Annotated in this window: 17 protein-coding genes and 1 tRNA gene; 11 read left to right on the forward strand and 7 right to left on the reverse strand. The window is 72.1% G+C overall.

Going from position 1 to position 19,489, the window contains the following annotated elements; translation table 11 throughout:
• Window positions 1-83: 83 nt before the first annotated feature.
• Entirely contained in the window at window positions 84-242 is a 159-nt protein-coding gene (locus ACZ6CZ_RS00655) for a hypothetical protein (RefSeq protein WP_469012485.1), read from the forward strand.
• Window positions 243-315: 73 nt separating this feature from the next.
• Window positions 316-600: a hypothetical protein gene (locus ACZ6CZ_RS00660; RefSeq protein WP_469012488.1), complete on the forward strand. Its 285-nt coding sequence runs from the start codon at window positions 316-318 to the stop codon at window positions 598-600.
• 733 nt (window positions 601-1,333) lie between these two features.
• Here ACZ6CZ_RS00660 and ACZ6CZ_RS00665 read toward each other — a convergent pair.
• A complete protein-coding gene (locus ACZ6CZ_RS00665) occupies window positions 1,334-1,996 on the reverse strand; it encodes a chaplin (protein WP_469012491.1) in 663 nt (220 codons plus the stop codon).
• 439 nt (window positions 1,997-2,435) lie between these two features.
• Between ACZ6CZ_RS00665 and ACZ6CZ_RS00670 the strand changes: the two genes are divergently transcribed.
• From ACZ6CZ_RS00670 to ACZ6CZ_RS00680, 3 genes are all read left to right on the forward strand, one after another.
• On the forward strand, window positions 2,436-3,164 hold the full coding sequence (locus ACZ6CZ_RS00670) for a response regulator transcription factor (protein WP_469012494.1): 729 nt from the start codon (window positions 2,436-2,438) through the stop codon (window positions 3,162-3,164).
• The gene (locus tag ACZ6CZ_RS00675; RefSeq protein WP_469012497.1) at window positions 3,161-4,564 is read left to right on the forward strand and encodes a sensor histidine kinase; all 1,404 of its coding nucleotides are present in this window, start codon (window positions 3,161-3,163) and stop codon (window positions 4,562-4,564) included. The genes ACZ6CZ_RS00670 and ACZ6CZ_RS00675 overlap by 4 nt, the downstream gene beginning before the upstream one ends.
• Window positions 4,565-4,707: 143 nt before the next feature.
• Entirely contained in the window at window positions 4,708-6,186 is a 1,479-nt protein-coding gene (locus ACZ6CZ_RS00680; RefSeq protein WP_469012502.1) for a glycoside hydrolase family 18 protein, read from the forward strand.
• A gap of 101 nt (window positions 6,187-6,287) precedes the next feature.
• Here the strand turns inward: ACZ6CZ_RS00680 and ACZ6CZ_RS00685 are convergent, their stop codons facing one another.
• Both ACZ6CZ_RS00685 and ACZ6CZ_RS00690 read right to left on the reverse strand, forming a co-directional pair.
• Entirely contained in the window at window positions 6,288-7,718 is a 1,431-nt protein-coding gene (locus ACZ6CZ_RS00685) for a GH1 family beta-glucosidase (protein ID WP_469012507.1), read from the reverse strand.
• A 104-nt stretch (window positions 7,719-7,822) separates the two neighbouring features.
• Entirely contained in the window at window positions 7,823-8,872 is a 1,050-nt protein-coding gene (locus tag ACZ6CZ_RS00690) for a LacI family DNA-binding transcriptional regulator (RefSeq protein ID WP_469012510.1), read from the reverse strand.
• Window positions 8,873-9,361: 489 nt separating this feature from the next.
• Here ACZ6CZ_RS00690 and ACZ6CZ_RS00695 point away from each other — a divergent pair, with 489 nt between their 5' ends.
• The 5 genes from ACZ6CZ_RS00695 to ACZ6CZ_RS00715 all read left to right on the forward strand — a co-directional run bounded on the left by ACZ6CZ_RS00695 (window position 9,362) and on the right by ACZ6CZ_RS00715 (window position 15,720).
• Window positions 9,362-10,681, forward strand: coding sequence for an ABC transporter substrate-binding protein (locus tag ACZ6CZ_RS00695; RefSeq protein ID WP_469012512.1), 1,320 nt, complete (start codon window positions 9,362-9,364; stop codon window positions 10,679-10,681).
• A gap of 239 nt (window positions 10,682-10,920) precedes the next feature.
• Window positions 10,921-11,904 carry a carbohydrate ABC transporter permease gene (locus ACZ6CZ_RS00700; RefSeq protein WP_469012519.1) on the forward strand — a complete coding sequence of 328 codons (984 nt, stop codon included), beginning with the start codon at window positions 10,921-10,923 and terminating at the stop codon, window positions 11,902-11,904.
• A gap of 14 nt (window positions 11,905-11,918) precedes the next feature.
• Complete coding sequence (locus ACZ6CZ_RS00705; RefSeq protein WP_469012523.1) at window positions 11,919-12,839, forward strand: carbohydrate ABC transporter permease; 921 nt, start codon at window positions 11,919-11,921, stop codon at window positions 12,837-12,839.
• Window positions 12,840-13,052: 213 nt separating this feature from the next.
• Window positions 13,053-14,495, forward strand: a complete 1,443-nt coding sequence (locus tag ACZ6CZ_RS00710; RefSeq protein WP_469012526.1) for a GH1 family beta-glucosidase — start codon at window positions 13,053-13,055, stop codon at window positions 14,493-14,495.
• A 169-nt stretch (window positions 14,496-14,664) separates the two neighbouring features.
• The gene (locus ACZ6CZ_RS00715; protein ID WP_469012529.1) at window positions 14,665-15,720 is read left to right on the forward strand and encodes a LacI family DNA-binding transcriptional regulator; all 1,056 of its coding nucleotides are present in this window, start codon (window positions 14,665-14,667) and stop codon (window positions 15,718-15,720) included.
• A gap of 141 nt (window positions 15,721-15,861) precedes the next feature.
• On the opposite strand, the gene ACZ6CZ_RS00720 is transcribed toward ACZ6CZ_RS00715, so the two are convergent.
• The 4 genes from ACZ6CZ_RS00720 to ACZ6CZ_RS00735 all read right to left on the reverse strand — a co-directional run bounded on the left by ACZ6CZ_RS00720 (window position 15,862) and on the right by ACZ6CZ_RS00735 (window position 18,624).
• A tRNA-His gene (locus tag ACZ6CZ_RS00720) sits at window positions 15,862-15,934 on the reverse strand.
• 134 nt (window positions 15,935-16,068) lie between these two features.
• On the reverse strand, window positions 16,069-16,671 hold the full coding sequence (gene orn / locus ACZ6CZ_RS00725; RefSeq protein WP_469012533.1) for an oligoribonuclease: 603 nt from the start codon (window positions 16,669-16,671) through the stop codon (window positions 16,069-16,071).
• A gap of 96 nt (window positions 16,672-16,767) precedes the next feature.
• Window positions 16,768-17,979, reverse strand: coding sequence for a GlxA family transcriptional regulator (locus ACZ6CZ_RS00730; protein WP_469012536.1), 1,212 nt, complete (start codon window positions 17,977-17,979; stop codon window positions 16,768-16,770).
• A gap of 387 nt (window positions 17,980-18,366) precedes the next feature.
• Window positions 18,367-18,624, reverse strand: a complete 258-nt coding sequence (locus ACZ6CZ_RS00735; protein ID WP_469012541.1) for a hypothetical protein — start codon at window positions 18,622-18,624, stop codon at window positions 18,367-18,369.
• 325 nt (window positions 18,625-18,949) lie between these two features.
• Between ACZ6CZ_RS00735 and ACZ6CZ_RS00740 the strand changes: the two genes are divergently transcribed.
• Window positions 18,950-19,477: a universal stress protein gene (locus tag ACZ6CZ_RS00740; RefSeq protein WP_469014343.1), complete on the forward strand. Its 528-nt coding sequence runs from the start codon at window positions 18,950-18,952 to the stop codon at window positions 19,475-19,477.
• The last annotated feature ends 12 nt before the right edge of the window (window positions 19,478-19,489 follow it).

The raw sequence follows: 19,489 nt of genomic DNA on the forward strand, positions 1-19,489 counted from the left end.
TCGTGCCGCAGGTGATGCCGCAGGTGATGCCGCAAGTGGCCCCGCAGGTAGCAGTACCCGAGGCAGTCGGCCAGGAGGTCCCGGTGGTCGCCCCGCAGGTGAACCCGCAGCTGAACCCCCAGGTGAACCCGGTCGTCAACCCGACGCTGACGCCCACGAGCCCGGGGCAGCTCGCTCCGGTCGGCCTGGGACAGGTCGCGGCGCCTCCCGTCGGACAACTGGGACTGCCCCGCATCGGCTGACGGCCCGCCGGCTACACATCCGCAGCCCTGACTCGACATGTCAGGTTTCCACACTTCCTGCAAGGAGCTTCACATGCGCACGTTGCACAAGGTAGTTCTTCTCAGCGCCCTCCTCGGCAGTGTCGGCTCCCTGGGCGCCAACACCGCCTTCGCGCACGGCGAACCGGGACACGACACCGACAGCATCGACATCACCCAGGGCGTCGAGTGCCGCTCGCACGACATGAACATCGAGGTGCTCGGCGGCGTCGGCGCTCTCACCGGCCTGGCCGGCAACCTGCTGAACGGAGAAGGGGCACCCGGCGCACAGAAGAGCCACCTCGGTTCCACCATGGGCTGCAACAACCAGGCATTCTGACCGGACTCGAACCCGCGCCCCTTCAGTCCGTGGGCGCAGCGCCACCGCCTCGACGCATGGCGCAAGGTCGTTCGCCTGCACGAAACTGTTCTTCGGCCCGCATCATCACCATGCGGGCCGCACGGAGGCGGCGTGGACGCGTGAAGCGTCCCGCCGCCTTCCGTATTCCTTGTGCTCGCCGCGGATCGCCTTCCGTTCCCAGCTTTGGGTGGCCTGGATCGAAGACTCCGAACGGCACCCAGCCGGTGAGCGTCCGCGCCGTTTCCGCCCCACCGCGGTACAGGCCGGTGCGGTCGGCGGACGGCCGCTTCCCGTGATCACGTGAACCGGAGGAGGGCGAGCGGACGCTCTCGGCTCACGGACGCCGCGCCCCGCAGCTGCCTCGCGTCCGCCCGCACCACCGGGCGGAACGAGCCGACCCTGCCGGGCCGTGATCTCCGCGGGACCGCAAGAGGCAGGGCCAGGTGCACACGACGCCTGTGGATGCCGATGCCTGTGGATGCCGATGAGCGAGGGCGCCGGGCGCTCGAAACCGGCAGCGGATGATCCGGCTGTGCGCACGGCAGCCCTTGCCCGTCCGGCCGAGGCGCGCGGGCAGGCCGAGGCGGCGCGGCCGGTCCAACGGGACGCGGGCGGCTCGAGCCGCTCCGGCGGCCAGGCGCGCAGGGCGGCCGGGTGCCGACAGCGCGGAGCCCCACCGGACACTGCCGATGGGGCTGTAGCGGTATCCGGATCAGCGGACCGGGCGAAAACGGCGGTACAGGATCGCACCGGCGAGGAGGAACGCGGCACCGCCGGCGAGGACAGGAGCAACCTGATCCGCTCCGGTATGGGCCAGGACCGGCCCATGCGTGTCCGGGCTGTACGGAACCGCCTGATGCCGAGGCGGCCGGGAGTGCACCGGCGGACTCTTCGGGGCCGGAGTCTGCCGGGGGACGCGGGGGCGGGAGATGCCACTGCCGTTGACGGAATGGTTGCCGATCGCCGGGTTGCCCACACCGACCCCGTTGACGCTGTTGCCAGAGATGTTCAGCGGCAGATCGACCGGGAGGTGAACACCGTTGCCCGAGACCAGCCCGGGCGAGTCGGTGACGCGGCCGTGAGCCGAGGCGCTGCCCGACGAATCCGATCCGGCGTCGGTGCCCGCACCGCCGGCCTTCACCGTGTGCCCGTTCCTGCACACGTTGCCGACGGCCGGGTTGAGCAGCCCCACGACGTCCACCGTGTTGCCGCACAGGTTCAGCGCCACAGACACCGGAACCTGGATGTTGTTCCCGGAGAGCACCCCGGGCGAGCCGGCCGCCGTGCTCCCGGCGTCAGCACCGTCGGCCGCGTAGACGGCGGACGCGGGAAGCGCCACGGCCACTGCCCCGGACGTGGCGGCAACGGCGAGCACACGGTGCCAAGTAGCCCGTTTCATGAATCACCTTCCTGACATCACCGCGGGCACTCACCCGCACATCTTCAACGCTCGAGAAGCAACACGGTTATGGCGTGCCGGCTTCCGAGTCGCCGCGCCGGGCCAAGGAGCTCGTGCACGGGTGAGCGGGCAGACGCCGAGGACGGCGGCGGGGTTCGGTGTTCACACCCGTCGCACCGCCCCCAGGTCCGCGCCATGCCGGCCGGGACGGCAGGCCGACGACGGCTTGGAAGGTGCCGCTCGTGGGCTCCCGGCGGCCGAGGTGGCGACGACGCCAGAACCGTCTTCACGGCCCTCGTCCACCGGAACCACGACAAGTCCGGCCGCCCGGTCGGTGGCTCGGCCTGCGGTCCCCGGTCATGTCGTTGTCCACAGGCCCGGACCGGCCGTTTCGGTATGGCGTACGGTGCGGCGCATGGCAAGTGTGCTCGTGGTCGAGGACGACCAGTTCGTGCGCTCGGCGCTCATCCGGCACCTGACCGACGCCGCGTACACCGTGCGCAGCGTCGGTACGGCGCTGGAGGCGCTGCGCGAGGTCGCCCATTTCCGCTTCGACGTGGTCGTCCTGGACCTCGGACTGCCCGACCTGGACGGCTCCGAGGCCCTGAAGATGCTGCGCGGCATCACCGACGTGCCCGTGATCATCGCCACCGCCCGGGACGACGAGACGGAGGTCGTCCGGCTGCTGAACGCGGGCGCGGACGACTACCTGACCAAGCCGTTCTCCGTCGCGCACCTCTCGGCCCGCATCGCCGCCGTGCTGCGCCGCTCCCGCTCGGCCGCCGGCGAGGCACCGGCCTCCGGCGTGCTGCGGGTCGGCGGCCTGAGCGTCGACCCGCTGCGCCGCCGGGCCGAACTGGACGGCGTCCCGCTGGACCTGACCCGCCGCGAGTTCGACCTGCTAGCCTTCCTGGCCGGCCGCCCCGGCGTCGTCGTGCCGCGCAGGGAACTCCTCGCGGAGGTCTGGCAGCAGTCGTACGGCGACGACCAGACCATCGACGTCCATCTGTCCTGGCTGCGCCGCAAACTGGGGGAGACCGCCGCCCGGCCCCGCTACCTGCACACCCTGCGCGGGGTCGGCGTGAAGCTGGAGCCGCCCCGGCCGGACGCGGCCGGCCTGCCCGGGACGGAGCCGGCGCGATGAGGTGGGCACTGGTGAAGGTCTGCCTGGCGGTCACCGCGATGGTCGTGATCGCCTTCGCCGTCCCGCTGGGGCTGGTCGTCAAGGAGATGGCACGCGATCGCGCCTTCTCCAACGCCGAGCGCCAGGCCGCCGCGCTCGCCCCCGCGCTGTCCATCACCACCGACCACGACCAGCTGGAGAAGGTCGTCGCCTCGGCCGGCTCCGGCGACGCGATGGCGGTCCACCTGCCCGGCACCGCCGGGAGAGCGGCCACCGACATCGGCCGCTCCCGCACCGCGGCCCGAGACGTGGCGGCGGTACGCAGGCTGGGCCGGGCCTCCACCACCGGCGTGCCCGGCGGCTCGGCCCTGCTCCAGCCGGTCGCGCTCAGCTCCGGCGCCATCGCGGTGGTCGAGGTGTACGTGCCCGAGTCCGAGGTCAGCAACGGCGTCGGCACGGCCTGGGCGGTGCTCGCCGCCGTCGGCGCCGCGCTGATCGTCGGCTCCGTCGCGGTCGCCGACCGGCTCGGGGTGCGGATGGTGCGGCCCGCCCGGCGGCTGGTCGAGGGCGCCCACGAGCTGGGGGAGGGCCGGCTGGGGGCGCGGGTGCCGGAGGAGGGCCCGACCGAACTGCGGCTGGCGGCCGTGGCGTTCAACTCCATGGCCGACCAGGTCGTCCAACTGCTCGCCAACGAACGGGAACTGGCGGCGGACCTCTCGCACCGGCTGCGCACCCCGCTGACCGTGCTGCGTCTGAACGCCGCCTCCCTCGGCGACGGACCGGCCGCCGAGCAGACCCGGGCCGCCGTCGCCCAGCTGGAGCGCGAGGTCGACACCATCATCCGCACCGCCCGGGAGGCCAAACCGCAGACCGCGGCCGCCGGTCCGGGCGGCGGGTGCGACGCGGCCGAGGTGGTGCGCGAGCGCATGGGGTTCTGGTCGGCGCTCGCGGAGGACGAGGGGCGCAAGTGGCGGGTGGCCGGGGCGGAGCGTCCGGTGCGCGTGCCCGTCGCCCGCTCCGAGCTGGCCGCCGCGCTCGACGCCCTGCTCGGCAACGTGTTCCGGCACACCGCCGAGGGCACGGCCTTCGCGGTCGACGTGCACAACGGCGACGACGCGGTGATCGTGCTGGTCTCCGACGCGGGCCCCGGCATACCCGACCCGCAGGCGGCGATGGCCCGCGGCCGCGGCTCGGGCGCCGCCGGCTCCACCGGCCTCGGCCTGGACATCGTGCGCCGGCTCGCCGAGTCCACCGGCGGCGACGTACGGATCGGCGCGTCGGTGCTCGGCGGCACCGAGGTGCGCCTCTGGCTCCAGCTGGACGGGCGCGCGCCGGTGCGCACCGGCCACCGGGGCACCGTCCGCCGCCGCCGGCGCGGCAGACAGGTCTCGACCATTAACCGCCCCCGATCCCTTCCTTAAGCGCACCCTAAGATCCGCAACCCCCGCCCACGCTGGGTTATTTGTCCGATTCCGTGTCGCTAGCGTGCTGCCGCACCCCCGGGTTCGAGAAGTCCCTGGGACACCGCTGTAGAACCCCGTGAGCAGTGAAGGCAGGCAGGCCCATGAGCACGCACCGGCGCAGGATCAGTGGCAGGAACAAGGCGATAGGCGGGCTCGTCGCCGCGGCCGTGGTCGGCGGGGGCGCGCTCGTGCTCACCGGCACCGCACAGGCGGCCGGGGTGGACGCCGCCTACACCCGCACCAGCGACTGGTCGACGGGCTACACCGCGCAGTACGTCGTCACCAACAACAGCGCCCAGGCGGAGCGGGACTGGACGCTGGAGTTCGACCTGCCGGCCGGCTCCAAGCTCAGCTCCCTGTGGAACGGCGAGCAGAGCGTGAGCGGGCAGCACGTCACCGTGCGTCCTCCCGCCTGGGACACGGCGGGCCTGGCCCCGGGCAAGTCGGTCACCGTCGGCTTCGTCGTCAGCGGCACCGGCGCCCCGACGGGCTGCCGCATCGACGGCGCGAGCTGTTCCACCGACCCGGGCGCGACCCCGGAGCCGAGCGGCCGCCCGACCCAGTCGGCGACCCCCACCGCCACGGCTGCCCCGACCGCGACCGCGACACCGACCAAGAGCACCCCGGCCACGCCCACGGCGACCGCGTCCCCGACGCCCTCGCAGAGCACCGGGACCGGCACGACGGCCTCCGGCGGCTTCGCCCCGTACGTCGACACCTCCCTCTACCCGGCGTTCGACCTGGTGGCGAGCGCCAACGCCACCGGCGTGAAGAACTACACGCTGGCCTTCGTCACCGACGGCGGGGGCTGCACGCCGAAGTGGGGCGGCGTGACGGACCTGGCGAGCGACGCCGTCGCGGCCCAGATCGGCGCCCTGCGCGCCAAGGGCGGTGACGTCCGGGTCTCCTTCGGCGGGGCCAGCGGCACCGAACTGGCCACCGGGTGCTCCTCGGTGGACGCGCTGGCGGCGGCGTACGGCAAGGCCGTGGACGCCTACAAGCTCACCAAGGTCGACTTCGACGTCGAGGGCGGCGCGCTGCCGAACACCGCGGCGAACACCCTGCGCGCCAAGGCGATCGCCAGGCTCCAGACACAGCACCCGGGCCTCGACGTCTCCTTCACCCTGCCCGTGATGCCCGAGGGCCTCACCCAGGACGGCGTGAACCTGCTCGCCGACGCCAAGGCCAACGGTGTGCGCACCGGCACGGTCAACATCATGGCGATGGACTACGGCCCCGCGTACAGCGGTGACATGGGCAGCTACGCCGAGCAGGCGGCGACCGCCACGCAGGCGCAGGTCAAGAGCGTCCTGGGACTGTCGGACGCGGCGGCCTGGAAGGCGGTGGCCGTCACTCCGATGATCGGCGTCAACGACGTCTCCAGCGAGGTCTTCACGGTCGCCGACGCCACCCAGCTGGTGAACTTCGCCAAGTCCAAGGGCCTGGGCGGCCTGTCGATGTGGTCCGCGACCCGCGACAAGCAGTGCCCCGGCGGTGCCAAGAACTACGCCGACGCCACCTGCAGCTCGGTCGTCCAGGACACGGGCGCGTTCTCGAAGGCGTTCGCCGCCCTCGGCTGATCCCGCACCCGCCGGTCGGCCGCCCGCCGGGCGCCGCCCGCCGGACCGCCGCCCGCAGGGCGCGGCGCTCCCCCCGGAGTGCCGCGCCCTCCGGGCGTGTCTCAGGCCCCCGGTTCCCCGGCCGGCGGCAGGGTCCCGGTCCGGGCCACCTCGCGGTACCACAGGGCGCTCGACTTCGGCGTCCGCTGCAACGTCACGTAGTCGACGTAGACCGCGCCGAAGCGCTTGCCGTAGCCGTACGCCCACTCGAAGTTGTCCATCAGGGACCACAGGTAGTAGCCGCGGACGTCCGCGCCGTCCGTGATCGCCCGGCGCACCGCCGACAGGTGCCCGTGCAGGTAGGCGACGCGCTCCGGGTCGTGGACGCGGCCGTCGTCGTCGACCTTGTCGTCGTAGGCGGCGCCGTTCTCCGTGATGTACAGGGGCAGGCCCGGTGCCTCGCGGGTGTAGCGCAGCAGCAGGTCGTACAGGCCGCTGGGGTCGATGGTCCAGCCCATCTCCGTGCGCTCGCCGGGCGTCTGGTGGAACAGCACGTCGTCGGCGGCGGGCCAGGGGGAGTGGTCGCTGGCGCCGTGGCCGTCCGCGCGGGGGCCCCCGAGCCCGTTGGCGGCCGCCGAGACCAGGGCGGGGGTGTAGTAGTTCAGGCCCAGCGCGTCCAGCGGCACCTGGGCGGCGCGCAGGTCGCCGTCCCGGACGAAGGACCAGTCGGTGACCGGTGCCGTCGCCGCCAGCAGCGACTCCGGGTACGCCCCGTGCAGCAGCGGGCCGTGGAAGACGCCGTTGGCCAGGTCGTCGATCCGGCGGGCCGCCGCCAGGTCGGCCGGGTCCTGGGTCAGGGGGCGGACGACGGCGGAGTTGAGGCTGACGGCGATCTGGCTGCCGGCCGGCAGCACCGAGCGCAGGGCCGTGGCGCCCAGCCCGTGTGCCAGGTTGAGGTGGTGGGCCGCGCGCAGCGACGCCGCCGGGTCGGTGCGGCCGGGGGCGTGGACCCCGGAGGCGTAGCCGAGGAAGGCGCTGCACCAGGGCTCGTTGAGCGTGATCCAGTTCTCCACCCGGTCGCCGAGCGCCTCACCGACGAGCCGGGCGTAGTCGGCGAAGCGCAGCGCGGTGTCCCGCTCCGGCCAGCCGCCCGCGTCCTCCAGCTCCTGCGGCAGGTCCCAGTGGTAGAGGGTGACCGCGGGCTTGATGCCGTGCTCCAGCAGCTCGTCCACCAGGCGGCGGTAGAAGTCCAGGCCCGCCTGGAGCGCCGGGCCCCGGCCGCCGGGCTGCACCCGGGGCCAGGAGACGGAGAACCGGTAGGCGCCCAGGCCCAGCTCCGCCATCAGCGCCACGTCGTCGCGGTAGCGGTGGTAGTGGTCGACGGCGATGTCACCGGTCTCGCCGCCGGCCGTCCTGCCCGGTGTGTGGCTGAAGGTGTCCCAGATGGAGGGCGTGCGGCCGTCCTCCCGCACCGCGCCCTCGATCTGGTAGGCGGAGGTCGCCGCGCCCCAGAGGAAGGCGGGCGGGAAGGACACGGATGTCGGTTCGGACATGGAATCGCTCCCACGAGTCGAGTGCGCCCATTATGCATGGGAGCGCTCCCACAGCAAAGGGGGAGACACGGACGCATCCCGTGTCCGGCCCGTCCGTTTCCCCGTTAAGCGGACTCCCGCACCACCAGTTCCGTCGGCAGGACGACCTCCCGGTGGCCCGTGCCGCGCTGGGCGATCTCGTCCAGCAGCAGGCTCGCCATGGTGCGGCCCATCTCCTCCAGCGGCTGGCGGACGCTGGTCAGCGGGGGATCGACGTGCCGGGCCACGATCGAGTCGTCGAAGCCGACGAGCGCCACGTCCTGCGGCACCCGCCGGCCCGCCGCGCGCAGCTCCAGCATCGCGCCGGAGGCCATCACGTCGGAGGCGGCGAAGACCGCGTCCAGGCCGGGACGGCGGCGCAGCAGCTCACGCATCGCCGCGCGCCCGCCCTCCTCGGTGAAGTCCCCGCGTGCGACCAGGCTCTCATCGGCGGCGATCCCGGCGCCCCGCAGCGCCTCCCGGTACCCGTCGAGCCGGCCCTGCGCCGCGTCCATGTCCAGCGTCCCGGTGATGGTGGCGATCGCCCGGCGGCCCCCCGCCAGCAGATGCTCGACCGCGATCCGGGCGCCGCCCCGGTTGTCCGCGCGGACGTGCCCCAGTCGCTCCCGGTCGCTGCGCCGGCCGGCCAGCACGGTCGGCACGGCCAGCTCGTCCAGCCGGTCGGGCAGCGTGTCGTCGCCGTGGACCGCCATCATCAGCACCCCGTCCACGCGCTGCGCGGCCAGGTAGGTGGCCAGCCGCCCGTACTCCGTCTCGTCGCGTGCCAGGACCAGCAGCAGTTGCAGCCCGGCGTTGGCGAGTCCGGCCGAGGCGCCGAGGATGATCTCGGAGAAGTACGGCTCGGAGAACAGCCGGGTCTGGGCGTCCGGCACCACCAGGGCGACCGAGTCCGTGCGGCGGGTGGCCAGGGAGCGGGCGGCGCGGTTGGGGACGTAGCCGAGTTCGGCGATGGCCTGCTCGACGGCGCTGCGGGAGCGGTCGCTGACCTTGGGGGAGCCGTTGATCACCCGGGAGACCGTGCCCCGTCCGACGCCGGCGCGGGCGGCCACGGCGTTCAGGGTCGGGCGCCGGACGTCCGCGCTCCTGATCGGCAGCGGTTGTTCGGCAGGGCTCATCGTTCACCTTCCGGCGGTCCATGGGGAGTGCTTCATTCTGGCCCAGGAATTGCCGCAACCGACCGGGCGGTCCGGTCAGTTGTTGCGGCGTCTTGGTTGACCCCGCCGTGACCTGCGTAAATCCTGGACGCGACAGGCGTATGACCGGCTGATGACGCCGCGCCGAGCGACACGTTCTCGTGACGCGCACAACACGCTTAGGCAACAACGGCGTTTTCAAGTCTTGACACCTGGCCTGGCAGCAACGAGTCTTCCGGCATGCCGCGTGGGAGCGGTCCCACGGGGTGACCGGGGCTCTCTCCCGTGCGGACGGAAACACTGACGGCCCTCCCCTCAATCCGCATGGCACACCGTTGACCAGCACCTCTTCGCCGCACGCCGCGTGCTGTGGCTGGCCGCTGCTCGAAACGAGAGGGGCAGGTCCCGACTGTCGGACCCGGCGGTCTGATTCCTGAGGTCCCGTTCCCACCTGGAACAAGGAGTAGTGGAATGCGCATCACCCGAACCGGCGGCGGTCACGGCCGCAGAGCAGCGGCTCTGACCACATCGGTTTTGACGGCCTCGGCGCTGCTGCTGACCGGCTGCAGCAGCGACGACGACGACTCGAGCACGGACGCCAACGGGAACATCACCCTCAAGGTGGCCGACTTCGGGCAGTTCGGCTACAAGGAGGCCGGCCTGTTCGCGAAGTACCACGAGCTGCACCCGAACATCACGGTCAAGGAAGAGACCACCGCCAACGAGCAGGACTACTACCCGAAGCTCCTTCAGCAGCTGAACACGGGCAGCGGCCTGGCGGACGTCACGGGTATCGAGGTCGGGCGCATCAAGGAGGTCGTCGACACCCAGGCGGGCAAGTACACCGACCTCAGCAAGACGATCGACGTGAACGACTGGGTCTCCTGGAAGGAGAAGCAGGCCACCGCCAAGGACGGCACGGTCATCGGCGCCGGCACCGACATCGGCCCGATGTCCCTGTGCTACCGCAAGGACCTCTTCGAGAAGGCCGGCCTGCCCACCGACCGCGAGGCCGTCGCCAAGGCCGTCGCCGGCGGCTGGGAGGACTACCTCAAGCTCGGTGACCAGTACAAGAAGAAGGCGCCCGCGGGCACCTACTTCATGGACTCCGCCTCCGCCATGTACAACGCGGTGGTCAGCTCCTCCGCGCAGCAGTACTACGACGCGGACGGCAAGGCCATCTACAAGGACAGCCCCTCGGTGCAGCAGGGCTGGAACCTGTCCGCCGAGGCCGCGTCCAAGAAGCTGTCCAAGGGCCTGCCGCAGTTCACCGACGCCTGGACGGCGGCCCTGCGCAAGGGCACCGTGGCCACCGTCGCCTGTCCCGCCTGGATGGCCGGCCAGATCTCCACGAACTCCGGTGACGCCTTCAAGGGCAAGTGGGACATATCCCGCGCCCCCGGTTCGACCGCGGCCAACTGGGGCGGCTCCTTCCTGGCCGTGCCCAAGGGCGGCTCGCACGTCAAGGAGGCCACCGAGCTGGTCAAGTGGCTGACCGCCCCCGAGCAGCAGGCCGCGGTGTTCAAGGCGATCGGCGTCTTCCCGTCCAACAAGGGCGCCTACGAGCTGGAGAGCGTCAAGAACGCCACGCTCCCCTACTTCAGCGACGCCCCGATCGGCAAGATCTACGCCGAGGAGGCCAAGACCATCCCCGAGGCGGTGCTCGGCCCGAAGGACGCCACCATCAAGGACACGATCTCCACGCAGATCAACAACATGGAGCAGCACGGCACCAAGCCGGCTGACGCGTGGAAGGCCGCGACCGACTCCATCGACAAGGTGATCGGCTAGTCCGGTCCTGGTGCGGGCGGTCCGGCGGCCGCCCGCACCACGCTGCGCGCGGGGGCAGTTCCGCGCCGCGGTGGCACCATCCGGCGGGGCCCGTCAGCCGGGCCCCGCCCCACACGCACGTCAGGCCACGCGGGCCGCTCGACGCCGTACGGTCCGCGCAGGGAGCGGCGGGACCGACCCGGCACTGACCTCGCCTCCCGCCCCAACCCGGCCGAAACCTCCAGGGAAGGACTCCCTCCGTGGCAACGACAACCCCCGCCCGGGGCGCCTACACCCCGCCCTCCGGCGGCACCGGCGCCACCCCGAGCGCCTGGCGCACCCGGCTGTGGCGCCTCGACGACAAGGCGTCCCCGTACGCCTACATCGCCCCCTTCTTCCTCATCTTCGGCGCCTTCGGGCTCTACCCGCTGCTCTACACCGGCTGGATAGCCATGCACCGGGTGGAGATGACGGGACTGGACCAGTCCCAGTGGGTCGGCTGGGACAACTTCTCCCGCATCCTCCAGGACTCCGAGTTCTGGACCGCCGTCATCAACACCTTCGTCATCGGCGTCATCTCCACCGTCCCGCAGCTCCTCGTCGCGCTGGGCCTGGCCCACCTGCTCAACTACAAGCTGCGCGCCAGCACCTTCTGGCGGACGGTGATCCTGACCCCGTACGCCACCTCGGTCGCCACCGCGGCCCTCGTCTTCGCCCTGGTCTTCCGCGCCGACGGCGGCATCCTCAACTGGGTGCTGCACTTCTTCGGCGCCGGCAACACCGACTGGGGCAACGGGCAGTGGACCTCCAAGATCGCCATCTCGGTCATCGTGATCTGGCGCTGGACCGGCTACAACGCCCTGATCTACCTGGCGGCCATGCAGGCGGTGCCCACCGACCTGTACGAGGCCGCCTCGATCGACGGGGCGACGCGCTGGCAGCAGTTCCGCAAGGTGACCATCCCCTCGCTGCGGCCGACGATCCTGTTCACCATCGTCATCTCGACCATCGGCTCCATGCAGCTGTTCGGTGAGCCCTTGCTGCTCCAGGGCGGCACCCTCGGCTCCATCGGCGGCAGCGAGCACCAGTACGAGACGCTCAGCATCTACCTCTTCAACTACGGCTGGAAGCTGGGGCACCTGGGGCCGGCGGCGGCCGTGGCCTGGGCCATGCTCGTCCTGCTGCTGCTCATCGCCCTGATCAACTGGATCGTCGGCCGGTTCATGCGCAAGAGCGCGGCCTGACGGGAGCGACATCGATGACCACGACCAGTCCCACCAAGATCGCGCCGGAGTTCACCCCGGCACCGCTCGCCGCGCCCGCCGGCAAGGGCCGCGGCCGCTTCAAGATCGGCGCCGGCCAGCAGCTCAGGGGTGGCCCGTTCACCTACCTCGCCCTGGTCGTCGTCGGCCTCGGCTCCGTCTTCCCGCTGTACTGGACGCTGGTGGCCGCCTCGCACGACCAGCAGCGCGTCCTGGACAACCCCCCGCCGCTGCTGCCGGGCGGCCGGTTGTGGACCAACCTCCAGACGGCCTGGGACCAGGCGCACCTGGGGAAGGCCATCGTCAACAGCGTGATCGTGGCCGGCTGCATCACCGCCGCCACCCTCTTCTTCTGCACCCTCGCCGGCTACGCCTTCGCGAAGATGCGCTTCCGCGGCCGCGGGGCGCTGATGACCGCGGTCATCGCCACCCTGACCATCCCGCCGCAGCTCAGCGTCGTCCCGCTGTTCATGATGATGTCGGACATCGGCTGGGGCGGAAAGCTGGAGTCGGTGATCTTCCCGACCCTGGTCGGCGCCTTCGGTGTGTTCTTCATGCGCCAGTACCTGCTGGAGGCCCTGCCGTACGAGCTGATCGAGGCGGCCAAGGTCGACGGGGCCAGCAACATCCGCATCGTGTGGGCCGTGGTCCTGCCCGTGGCACGGCCCGCGATGATGGTGCTCGGCATGCTCACGTTCGTCCAGGCGTGGAACGACTTCTTCTGGCCCTTCCTCGCCCTGAACCAGGAGAACCCCACCATCCAGGTGGCGCTCGGCCAGCTCAGCGCCTCCTACACCCCCGACCAGAGCATCGTCATGGCGGGCGCGCTCATCAGCACCCTGCCGCTGCTGCTGGTCTTCGTCGTCTTCGGCAAGCAGATCGTCGGCGGCATCATGGCGGGCGCGGTCAAGGGCTGACCCGAGCCGCCCCGAACAGCCCGGCCGGTACGACCCGCCTCCCGAGGCCGCCCCGCACGCGGGCCGTACCGGACCGGGCGTCACCCGGCCCCCAGGCCGATGCCACGCGGCCCCGCCGCAGTGCACCCGCGCACCGCGCGACCCCCTTTCCCGGCCGCCGGACCACCGTCCGCCGTCGCCCCTTCCTCACCCCACTTTGGGAGCGTTCACACCATGACCGCCGTACGACCCGAGACCACCGCCCGGACGGCACCGGACACCTCCTTCCCGACCGGCTTCGTCTGGGGTGCCGCCACCGCCGCCTACCAGGTGGAGGGCGCCGCCGCGGAGGACGGCCGCACCCCGTCCATCTGGGACACCTTCAGCCACACCCCCGGCAAGGTCCGCAACGGCGACACCGGTGACATCGCTGCCGACCACTACCACCGCTACCGCGACGACGTGGCGCTGATGAAGGACCTCGGCCTCCAGGCCTACCGGTTCTCCGTCTCCTGGTCCCGGGTCCAGCCCACCGGCCGCGGCCCCGCCGTCGAGCGCGGCCTGGACTTCTACCGCCGGCTCACCGACGAGCTGCTGGAGGCGGGCATCACGCCGGTCGCCACGCTCTACCACTGGGACCTGCCGCAGGAGCTGGAGGACGCGGGCGGCTGGCCGCACCGCGACACCGCGCACCGCTTCGCCGAGTACGCCGGCATCATGGGCCGCGCCCTCGGTGACCGGATCGGCGTGTGGACCACGCTCAACGAGCCCTGGTGCTCGGCGTTCCTCGGCTACGGCTCCGGCGTGCACGCCCCCGGGCGCACCGACGCGGCCGCCACCCTGCGCGCCGCCCACCACCTGAACCTCGCCCACGGCCAGGCGATCGGGGCGCTGCGCTCGGTGCTGCCGTCGACCGCGCAGACCTCCATCACACTCAACCTGCACCAGGTCCGCCCGCTCACCGACAACCCCGGGGACGCCGAGGCCGCGCGCCGCATCGACGCGGTGGGCAACCGGGTCTTCACCGGCCCGATCCTGGACGGCGCCTACCCCGAGGACCTGATCGCCGACACCGCGCACCTGGTCGACTGGGGCCAGTTGGTGCAGGACGGCGACCTGGCGGAGATCTCCCGCCCGATCGACGTGCTCGGCGTCAACTACTACTCGCCCACCGTCGTCTCGCTGCCCGCCGACGGCTCCGGCAGCACCCGCAACGACGGCCACGGCGCCAGCGACCACTCCCCGTGGACCGGCTCCGAGCACATCGCCTTCCACCTCGCCAACGACGACGTCACCGCCATGAACTGGGCGATCGACGCCGACGGGCTGCACACGCTGCTGACCGGTCTGGCCGCCTCGCACCCGCGGCTGCCGCTGATGGTCACCGAGAACGGTGCCGCCTTCGACGACTACATCTCCCCCGAGGGCCGGGTCAACGACCCGCAGCGCATCGCCTACCTGGGTTCCCACCTGGAGGCCGTGCGCCGGGCCATCGCCGACGGCGCGGACGTGCGCGGCTACTTCCTGTGGTCCCTGCTGGACAACTTCGAGTGGTCCTACGGCTACTCCAAGCGCTTCGGCGCCGTCTACGTCGACTACTCCACCCAGCGCCGCATCCCCAAGGAGAGCGCCCACTGGTACGCCGGCGTGATCCGGGACAACGCCCTGCCGGCCTGAGTGCCGGCGCCCACGGGGCACGGCCGTGACACCGGCCGTGCCCCGCCGCGGTGTTTTCCGCCATAGGCCGATAACGGCCGGGCTCCCGCGAGGCAGGATGGGGGGCGGGGACCCCGGGCCAGGGCTGTTACATTCCTGGCCCTAGGGCGGTGAACGGAAGGCGGCGACTATGGCGGTCAACGGTGGGCGGGGCCGGGGCAGCCGGCGGCCGACCCTGGAAGAGGTCGCAGCCCGGGCCGGCGTGGGCCGCGGCACCGTGTCCCGGGTGATCAACGGTTCTCCCCGGGTCAGCGACACCACCCGCGCGGCCGTGCAGGCGGCGGTCGCGGAACTCGGCTACGTGCCCAACAACGCGGCCCGGGCGCTGGCCGCCAACCGCACGGACGCGGTCGCGCTGGTCGTCCCCGAGCCGGAGACCCGGTTCTTCGCGGAGCCGTACTTCTCCGACATGCTGCGCGGCGTCGGCGCGGAACTGTCCGAGACCGACATGCAGTTGGTGCTGATCTTCGCGGGAGGTGCCCGGGAGCGGCGCCGGCTGGCCCAGTACCTGGCCGCGCACCGGGTGGACGGCGTGCTGCTGGTCTCCGTGCACGCCGACGACCCGCTGCCCGACCTGGTGGCCCAGCTGGAGATCCCGGCCGTGATCAGCGGCCCCCGGTCCGCCGGGGAGACGCTCACCTCGGTGGACTCCGACAACTACGGCGGCGGCCGCTCGGCCGTGCAGCACCTGCTGAGCCGGGGCCGGCGCCGCATCGCCCACATCACCGGCCGCCTCGACGTCTACGGTGCCCAGCGCCGCGTCGCCGGCTACCGCGACGCGCTGCGCGACGCCGGCCACCCGGCGGACGAACTCCTCATCGAGCCCGGCGACTTCACCGAGGAGGGCGGCCGGCGCGCGATGGCCACCCTGCTCGAGCGCCACCCCGACCTGGACGCGGTCTTCGCCGGCTCGGACGTCATGGCGGCCGGTGCCCGGCAGGTGCTGCGCAAGGCCGGCCGCCGCATCCCCGACGACGTGGCCCTGGTCGGCTACGACGACTCGGCCATAGCCCGCCACATGGACCCGCCGCTGACCAGCGTCCGCCAGCCCATCGAGGAGATGGGCCGCACGATGATCGACCTGCTGCTCGCGGAGATCGCCGACAGCCGCCCCTCCGCCGCCCACAGCCTGGAGCGGCGCCACACCGTGCTGCCCACGGAACTGGTGACCAGGGCGTCGTCGTAGCCCCGTCCCCGAAGTCCGCGGCCCCCGCTCCGGCGGGGGCGGCAGCGGGCCGGGCAGGGGGAGGACGGCCGGGTACGGACTCGTACAACGCGATCAGCCGGTGACCTCGTCCTGAGACGAGGTCACCGGCTGATCACTCAGGGTGAGTGACGGGACTCGAACCCGCGGCATCCTGGACCACAACCAGGTGCTCTACCAGCTGAGCTACACCCACCATGTCCGGCGGTTCACCTAGTGGTTCTCCGACCGGCCGAGAAAAAGTGTACAGGGTCCGAAGGGGTGCTCGCGCACGCCTTTCCTGCGGGGCTTCTGTCCGGCCCTCCCGCCCGGTGGTCCTGCCCGGTGCTGCTACCCGGCGGGCAGCACGTGCCGGGCGGCGATGGCCTTGGCGGTGTCGGAGTCGGGGCCGGGCTGCGGGACGAAGACGGCCTCGCGGTAGTAGCGCAGCTCGGCGATGGACTCGCGGATGTCGGCCAGCGCGCGGTGGTTGCCGTTCTTCTGCGGGCTGTTGAAGTAGGCCCGCGGGTACCAGCGGCGGGCCAGCTCCTTGACGCTGGAGACGTCGACGATCCGGTAGTGCAGGTAGCCCTCGAGGTCGAGCATGTCCCGCAGCAGGAAGCCGCGGTCGGTGCCGACGGAGTTGCCGCACAGCGGGGCCTTGCCGGGCTCCTTGACGTGCTCCCGGACGTAGGCGAGGACCTGCTCCTCGGCGTCGGCCAGCGTGGTGCCGCCGGCCAGCTCCTCGAGCAGCCCCGACGCGGTGTGCATCTGGCGCACCACCTCGGGCATCGTCTCCAGGGCCCGCTCCGGCGGGCGGATGACGATGTCCACCCCCTCGCCGAGTACGTTCAGCTCGGAGTCGGTGACGAGGGCGGCCACCTCGATGAGCGCGTCGTCGGACAGCGAGAGACCGGTCATCTCGCAGTCGATCCACACCATGCGATCGTTCATGTGCCTAACCTTACGTCCCGCCCGGGGCGGCCGTGCCCGGCGTGCGGCGGGGAACTGCCGAGGGGGGCGCAGCCTGCGGCTCCGCCCCCCTCGCGCTCACGTACCGCTTCTCGGCCCCGGCAGCAGGCTCACCGCGCCCGCCGGGGTGCGCCGGGTCTGCATGGGCACCCCGCTCTCCGGGTGCAGGAGGGCGGGCACGGGGCCCACCGGGCCGGGTCCGGACAGGCCGGACGGGCCCGCGGGACCGGGCTGCTGCACCGGCGCCTCCGGGTCGCCGTAGCGCTCGCCCTGCGGCCGGCGGGCGCGGTAGGCGGCCCGGTAGGCGGCGGGGGAGGAGCCCAGCTGGCGGCGGAAGTGCCCGCGCAGGGCGACGGGGGAGCGGAAGCCGCAGCGGCCCGCCACCTCGTCGACCGAGTAGTCGGACGTCTCCAGCAGCCGCTGCGCCTGGAGCACCCGCTGGGTGATCAGCCACTGCAGCGGCGCGCTGCCGGTCAGCGAGCGGAACCGGCGGTCGAACGTGCGGCGGCTCATGTAGGCGCGGGCCGCCAGGGTCTCCACGTCGAACTGTTCGTGGAGGTGTTCCAGCGCCCAGGCGACGACCTCGGCGAGCGGGTCGGCGCCGATCTCCTCCGGTAGACTCCGGTCGAGATAGCGCTCCTGGCCGCCGCTGCGGCGCGGCGGTACCACCAGGCGCCGGGCGAGCGCGCCGGCCGCCTCGTTGCCGTGGTCCGTGCGCACGATGTGCAGGCACAGGTCGATCCCGGCGGCCGTACCGGCCGACGTGAGCACGTCCCCGTCGTCGACGAAAAGTTCTCTCGGGTCCACGTGCACCGACGGATAGCGTTTCGCCAGCGTCGGTGCGTACATCCAGTGGGTGGTCGCCGGGCGGCCGTCCAGCAGGCCCGCGGCCGCCAGCACGAACGCGCCGGTGCACAGGCCCACGATGCGGGCACCCTCCTCGTGCGCGCGACGCAGGGCGTCGAGCGCTTCCTCCGGTGGCGGGGAGGTGATCGAACGCCAGGCCGGTACGACGACCGTACCCGCGCGCGCGATCGCTTCCAGGCCATGCGGTGCGGTGAGTTCCAGGCCCCCTGTGGTCCGCAGCGGGCCTTCCTCGCCACCGCACACGAGAAGGCGGTAGCGCGGTACGCCGGCGTCCTGGCGGTCAATCCCGAACACCGACAGCGGTATGGAACTCTCGAAGATGGGCCCGCCGCTGAACAGCAGCACCGCGACGATCTCCTTGCGGCGTCGCCCGGAAAGCTTCCGGGCCGCGGCTTCCGGCGCGGCAGTGGAGTCGTGGCTCATCCTGCTAAGCCCCCCTTGGTGGTCGCGGCACCCTCTACCTTTCGGGTCTGTCGCTCCAACACGTTTCCCCTCGGTCCTGCACGAGTCCCCCGCCGTAAGACAGTCAAGATCGAATCTACTGGGTCACGCGCGGTCGCGGTGACCAGTTCGACACGCCACAGATTGTCGACATGACAACTTGGCGTGAAGCATTCGATCACGAAGCGTTGCACTCGCGGGCCGTGCAGGGAAGTGCGCCTTGTGGCAGTGGCCAAACCGCATAGGGTGCCCGTGCCCCACCGGACCCTGTTCGTGCAGGTGGAACGGGGGTTGGGGGGTGGTGGGGGTGGGTTCCGGGCGGGCCCGGGAAGTTGGCTGAAAAGATACGTCCGGGTGCGCGGAAACCGGTCAGTCAACCGGTGTATGGCCCTTGGTGTGACGTCCGCCTCCCGGGGTCCCGCGGCGTTCCGAGCGTCGCAGCAGCACCCGGCAGGCGGCGGTGACGGCGGCCAGGCCCAGGGCGGTCCCGGTGGCGCCGGCCAGGGAAGTGCCGTACCAGAGGAGCACGACCGGGACGAGCACGCAGCTGAAGGCGGCCCAGCGCACGACGTCACCGACGGTGTCCGGGGCGGGGCGGGCTTCGGTGGACGGTCGCGGTCCGGACATGGTCGTACTCCCTGTGACGCTGCCCCGGGGGCGGTGGCTCACCCGTTCAACGCGGGGGTGATCCGTCGGTCACTGCACGCTTCCGCGAATGCTGTGCAAACCGCCTGTACGGGGCAGCAACCATTGCGTCACGGGCGCCTCTCGTGCATGCTCCGGGGAACCCCTACGGACTCCGGGCACCCCTACGCAGAGTGTGCGGGAACTGGGCCGGACAGGCGTGCCGCCGTACCCTTGGGGGTATGGGCCCGGGAAGATGTTTCCCGGACACAGCTCCGCCGCACCTCCGACGTCCCCACCCATGAAGGATCACGACGCCGAGACAGCCATGGCCGGTCACGAATACTCCGAACCCGCGGACCGCAAGCGGCCCGTCGCCGATCACACGGCGGCCGAGCCCCTGGCGCAGGACGAGCAGCGCTCCTCCTGCGATCCCGCCTTCAAGCACGGAGTCGTCGTCGGATTCGACGGCTCCACGTCGAGTGAGCGTGCCCTCGCCTACGCGGTCGGCATGGCCCACCGCTCCCGCTCCGGGCTGATCATCGTGCACGTCGCCAACCGGCTGCCCACCACCGTGTGGGCCGGGTGCGAGCCACCGGTCTTCGTCGACGTCCCCGACCACCGCACCGAGGTGCTCGGTCTGGAACTGGCCTGCGCGGACTACCTGGCCGAGGTGCCCTGGATCCTGGTCGAGCGGGGCGGCGACATCTGCCACGAACTCGAAGAGGTGGGCCGGGAGTACGAGGCCGACGCGATCGTGGTCGGCTCCACGCACGGGATCGTGGGCCGGCTGTTCGGCTCCGTCGCCGGGCGGCTCGCCAAGCGGGCGCAGCGGCCCGTCATCGTCATCCCCTGAACTCCCCGCCGG

The sequence above is a fragment of the Streptomyces sp. NPDC041135 genome (assembly GCF_055592085.1).

Bases quoted from the DNA above. Each gene is read 5' to 3' on its own strand.
- ACZ6CZ_RS00660 (WP_469012488.1), top strand. From the start codon at position 316: ATGCGCACGTTGCACAAGGTAGTTCTTCTCAGCGCCCTCCTCGGCAGT.
- ACZ6CZ_RS00670 (WP_469012494.1), top strand. From the start codon at position 2,436: ATGGCAAGTGTGCTCGTGGTCGAGGACGACCAGTTCGTGCGCTCGGCG.
- ACZ6CZ_RS00675 (WP_469012497.1), top strand. From the start codon at position 3,161: ATGAGGTGGGCACTGGTGAAGGTCTGCCTGGCGGTCACCGCGATGGTC.
- ACZ6CZ_RS00680 (WP_469012502.1), top strand. From the start codon at position 4,708: ATGAGCACGCACCGGCGCAGGATCAGTGGCAGGAACAAGGCGATAGGC.
- ACZ6CZ_RS00685 (WP_469012507.1), bottom strand. From the start codon at position 7,718: ATGTCCGAACCGACATCCGTGTCCTTCCCGCCCGCCTTCCTCTGGGGC.
- ACZ6CZ_RS00690 (WP_469012510.1), bottom strand. From the start codon at position 8,872: ATGAGCCCTGCCGAACAACCGCTGCCGATCAGGAGCGCGGACGTCCGG.
- ACZ6CZ_RS00695 (WP_469012512.1), top strand. From the start codon at position 9,362: ATGCGCATCACCCGAACCGGCGGCGGTCACGGCCGCAGAGCAGCGGCT.
- ACZ6CZ_RS00705 (WP_469012523.1), top strand. From the start codon at position 11,919: ATGACCACGACCAGTCCCACCAAGATCGCGCCGGAGTTCACCCCGGCA.
- ACZ6CZ_RS00710 (WP_469012526.1), top strand. From the start codon at position 13,053: ATGACCGCCGTACGACCCGAGACCACCGCCCGGACGGCACCGGACACC.
- ACZ6CZ_RS00715 (WP_469012529.1), top strand. From the start codon at position 14,665: ATGGCGGTCAACGGTGGGCGGGGCCGGGGCAGCCGGCGGCCGACCCTG.
- orn (WP_469012533.1), bottom strand. From the start codon at position 16,671: ATGAACGATCGCATGGTGTGGATCGACTGCGAGATGACCGGTCTCTCG.
- ACZ6CZ_RS00730 (WP_469012536.1), bottom strand. From the start codon at position 17,979: ATGAGCCACGACTCCACTGCCGCGCCGGAAGCCGCGGCCCGGAAGCTT.
- ACZ6CZ_RS00735 (WP_469012541.1), bottom strand. From the start codon at position 18,624: ATGTCCGGACCGCGACCGTCCACCGAAGCCCGCCCCGCCCCGGACACC.
- ACZ6CZ_RS00740 (WP_469014343.1), top strand. From the start codon at position 18,950: ATGGCCGGTCACGAATACTCCGAACCCGCGGACCGCAAGCGGCCCGTC.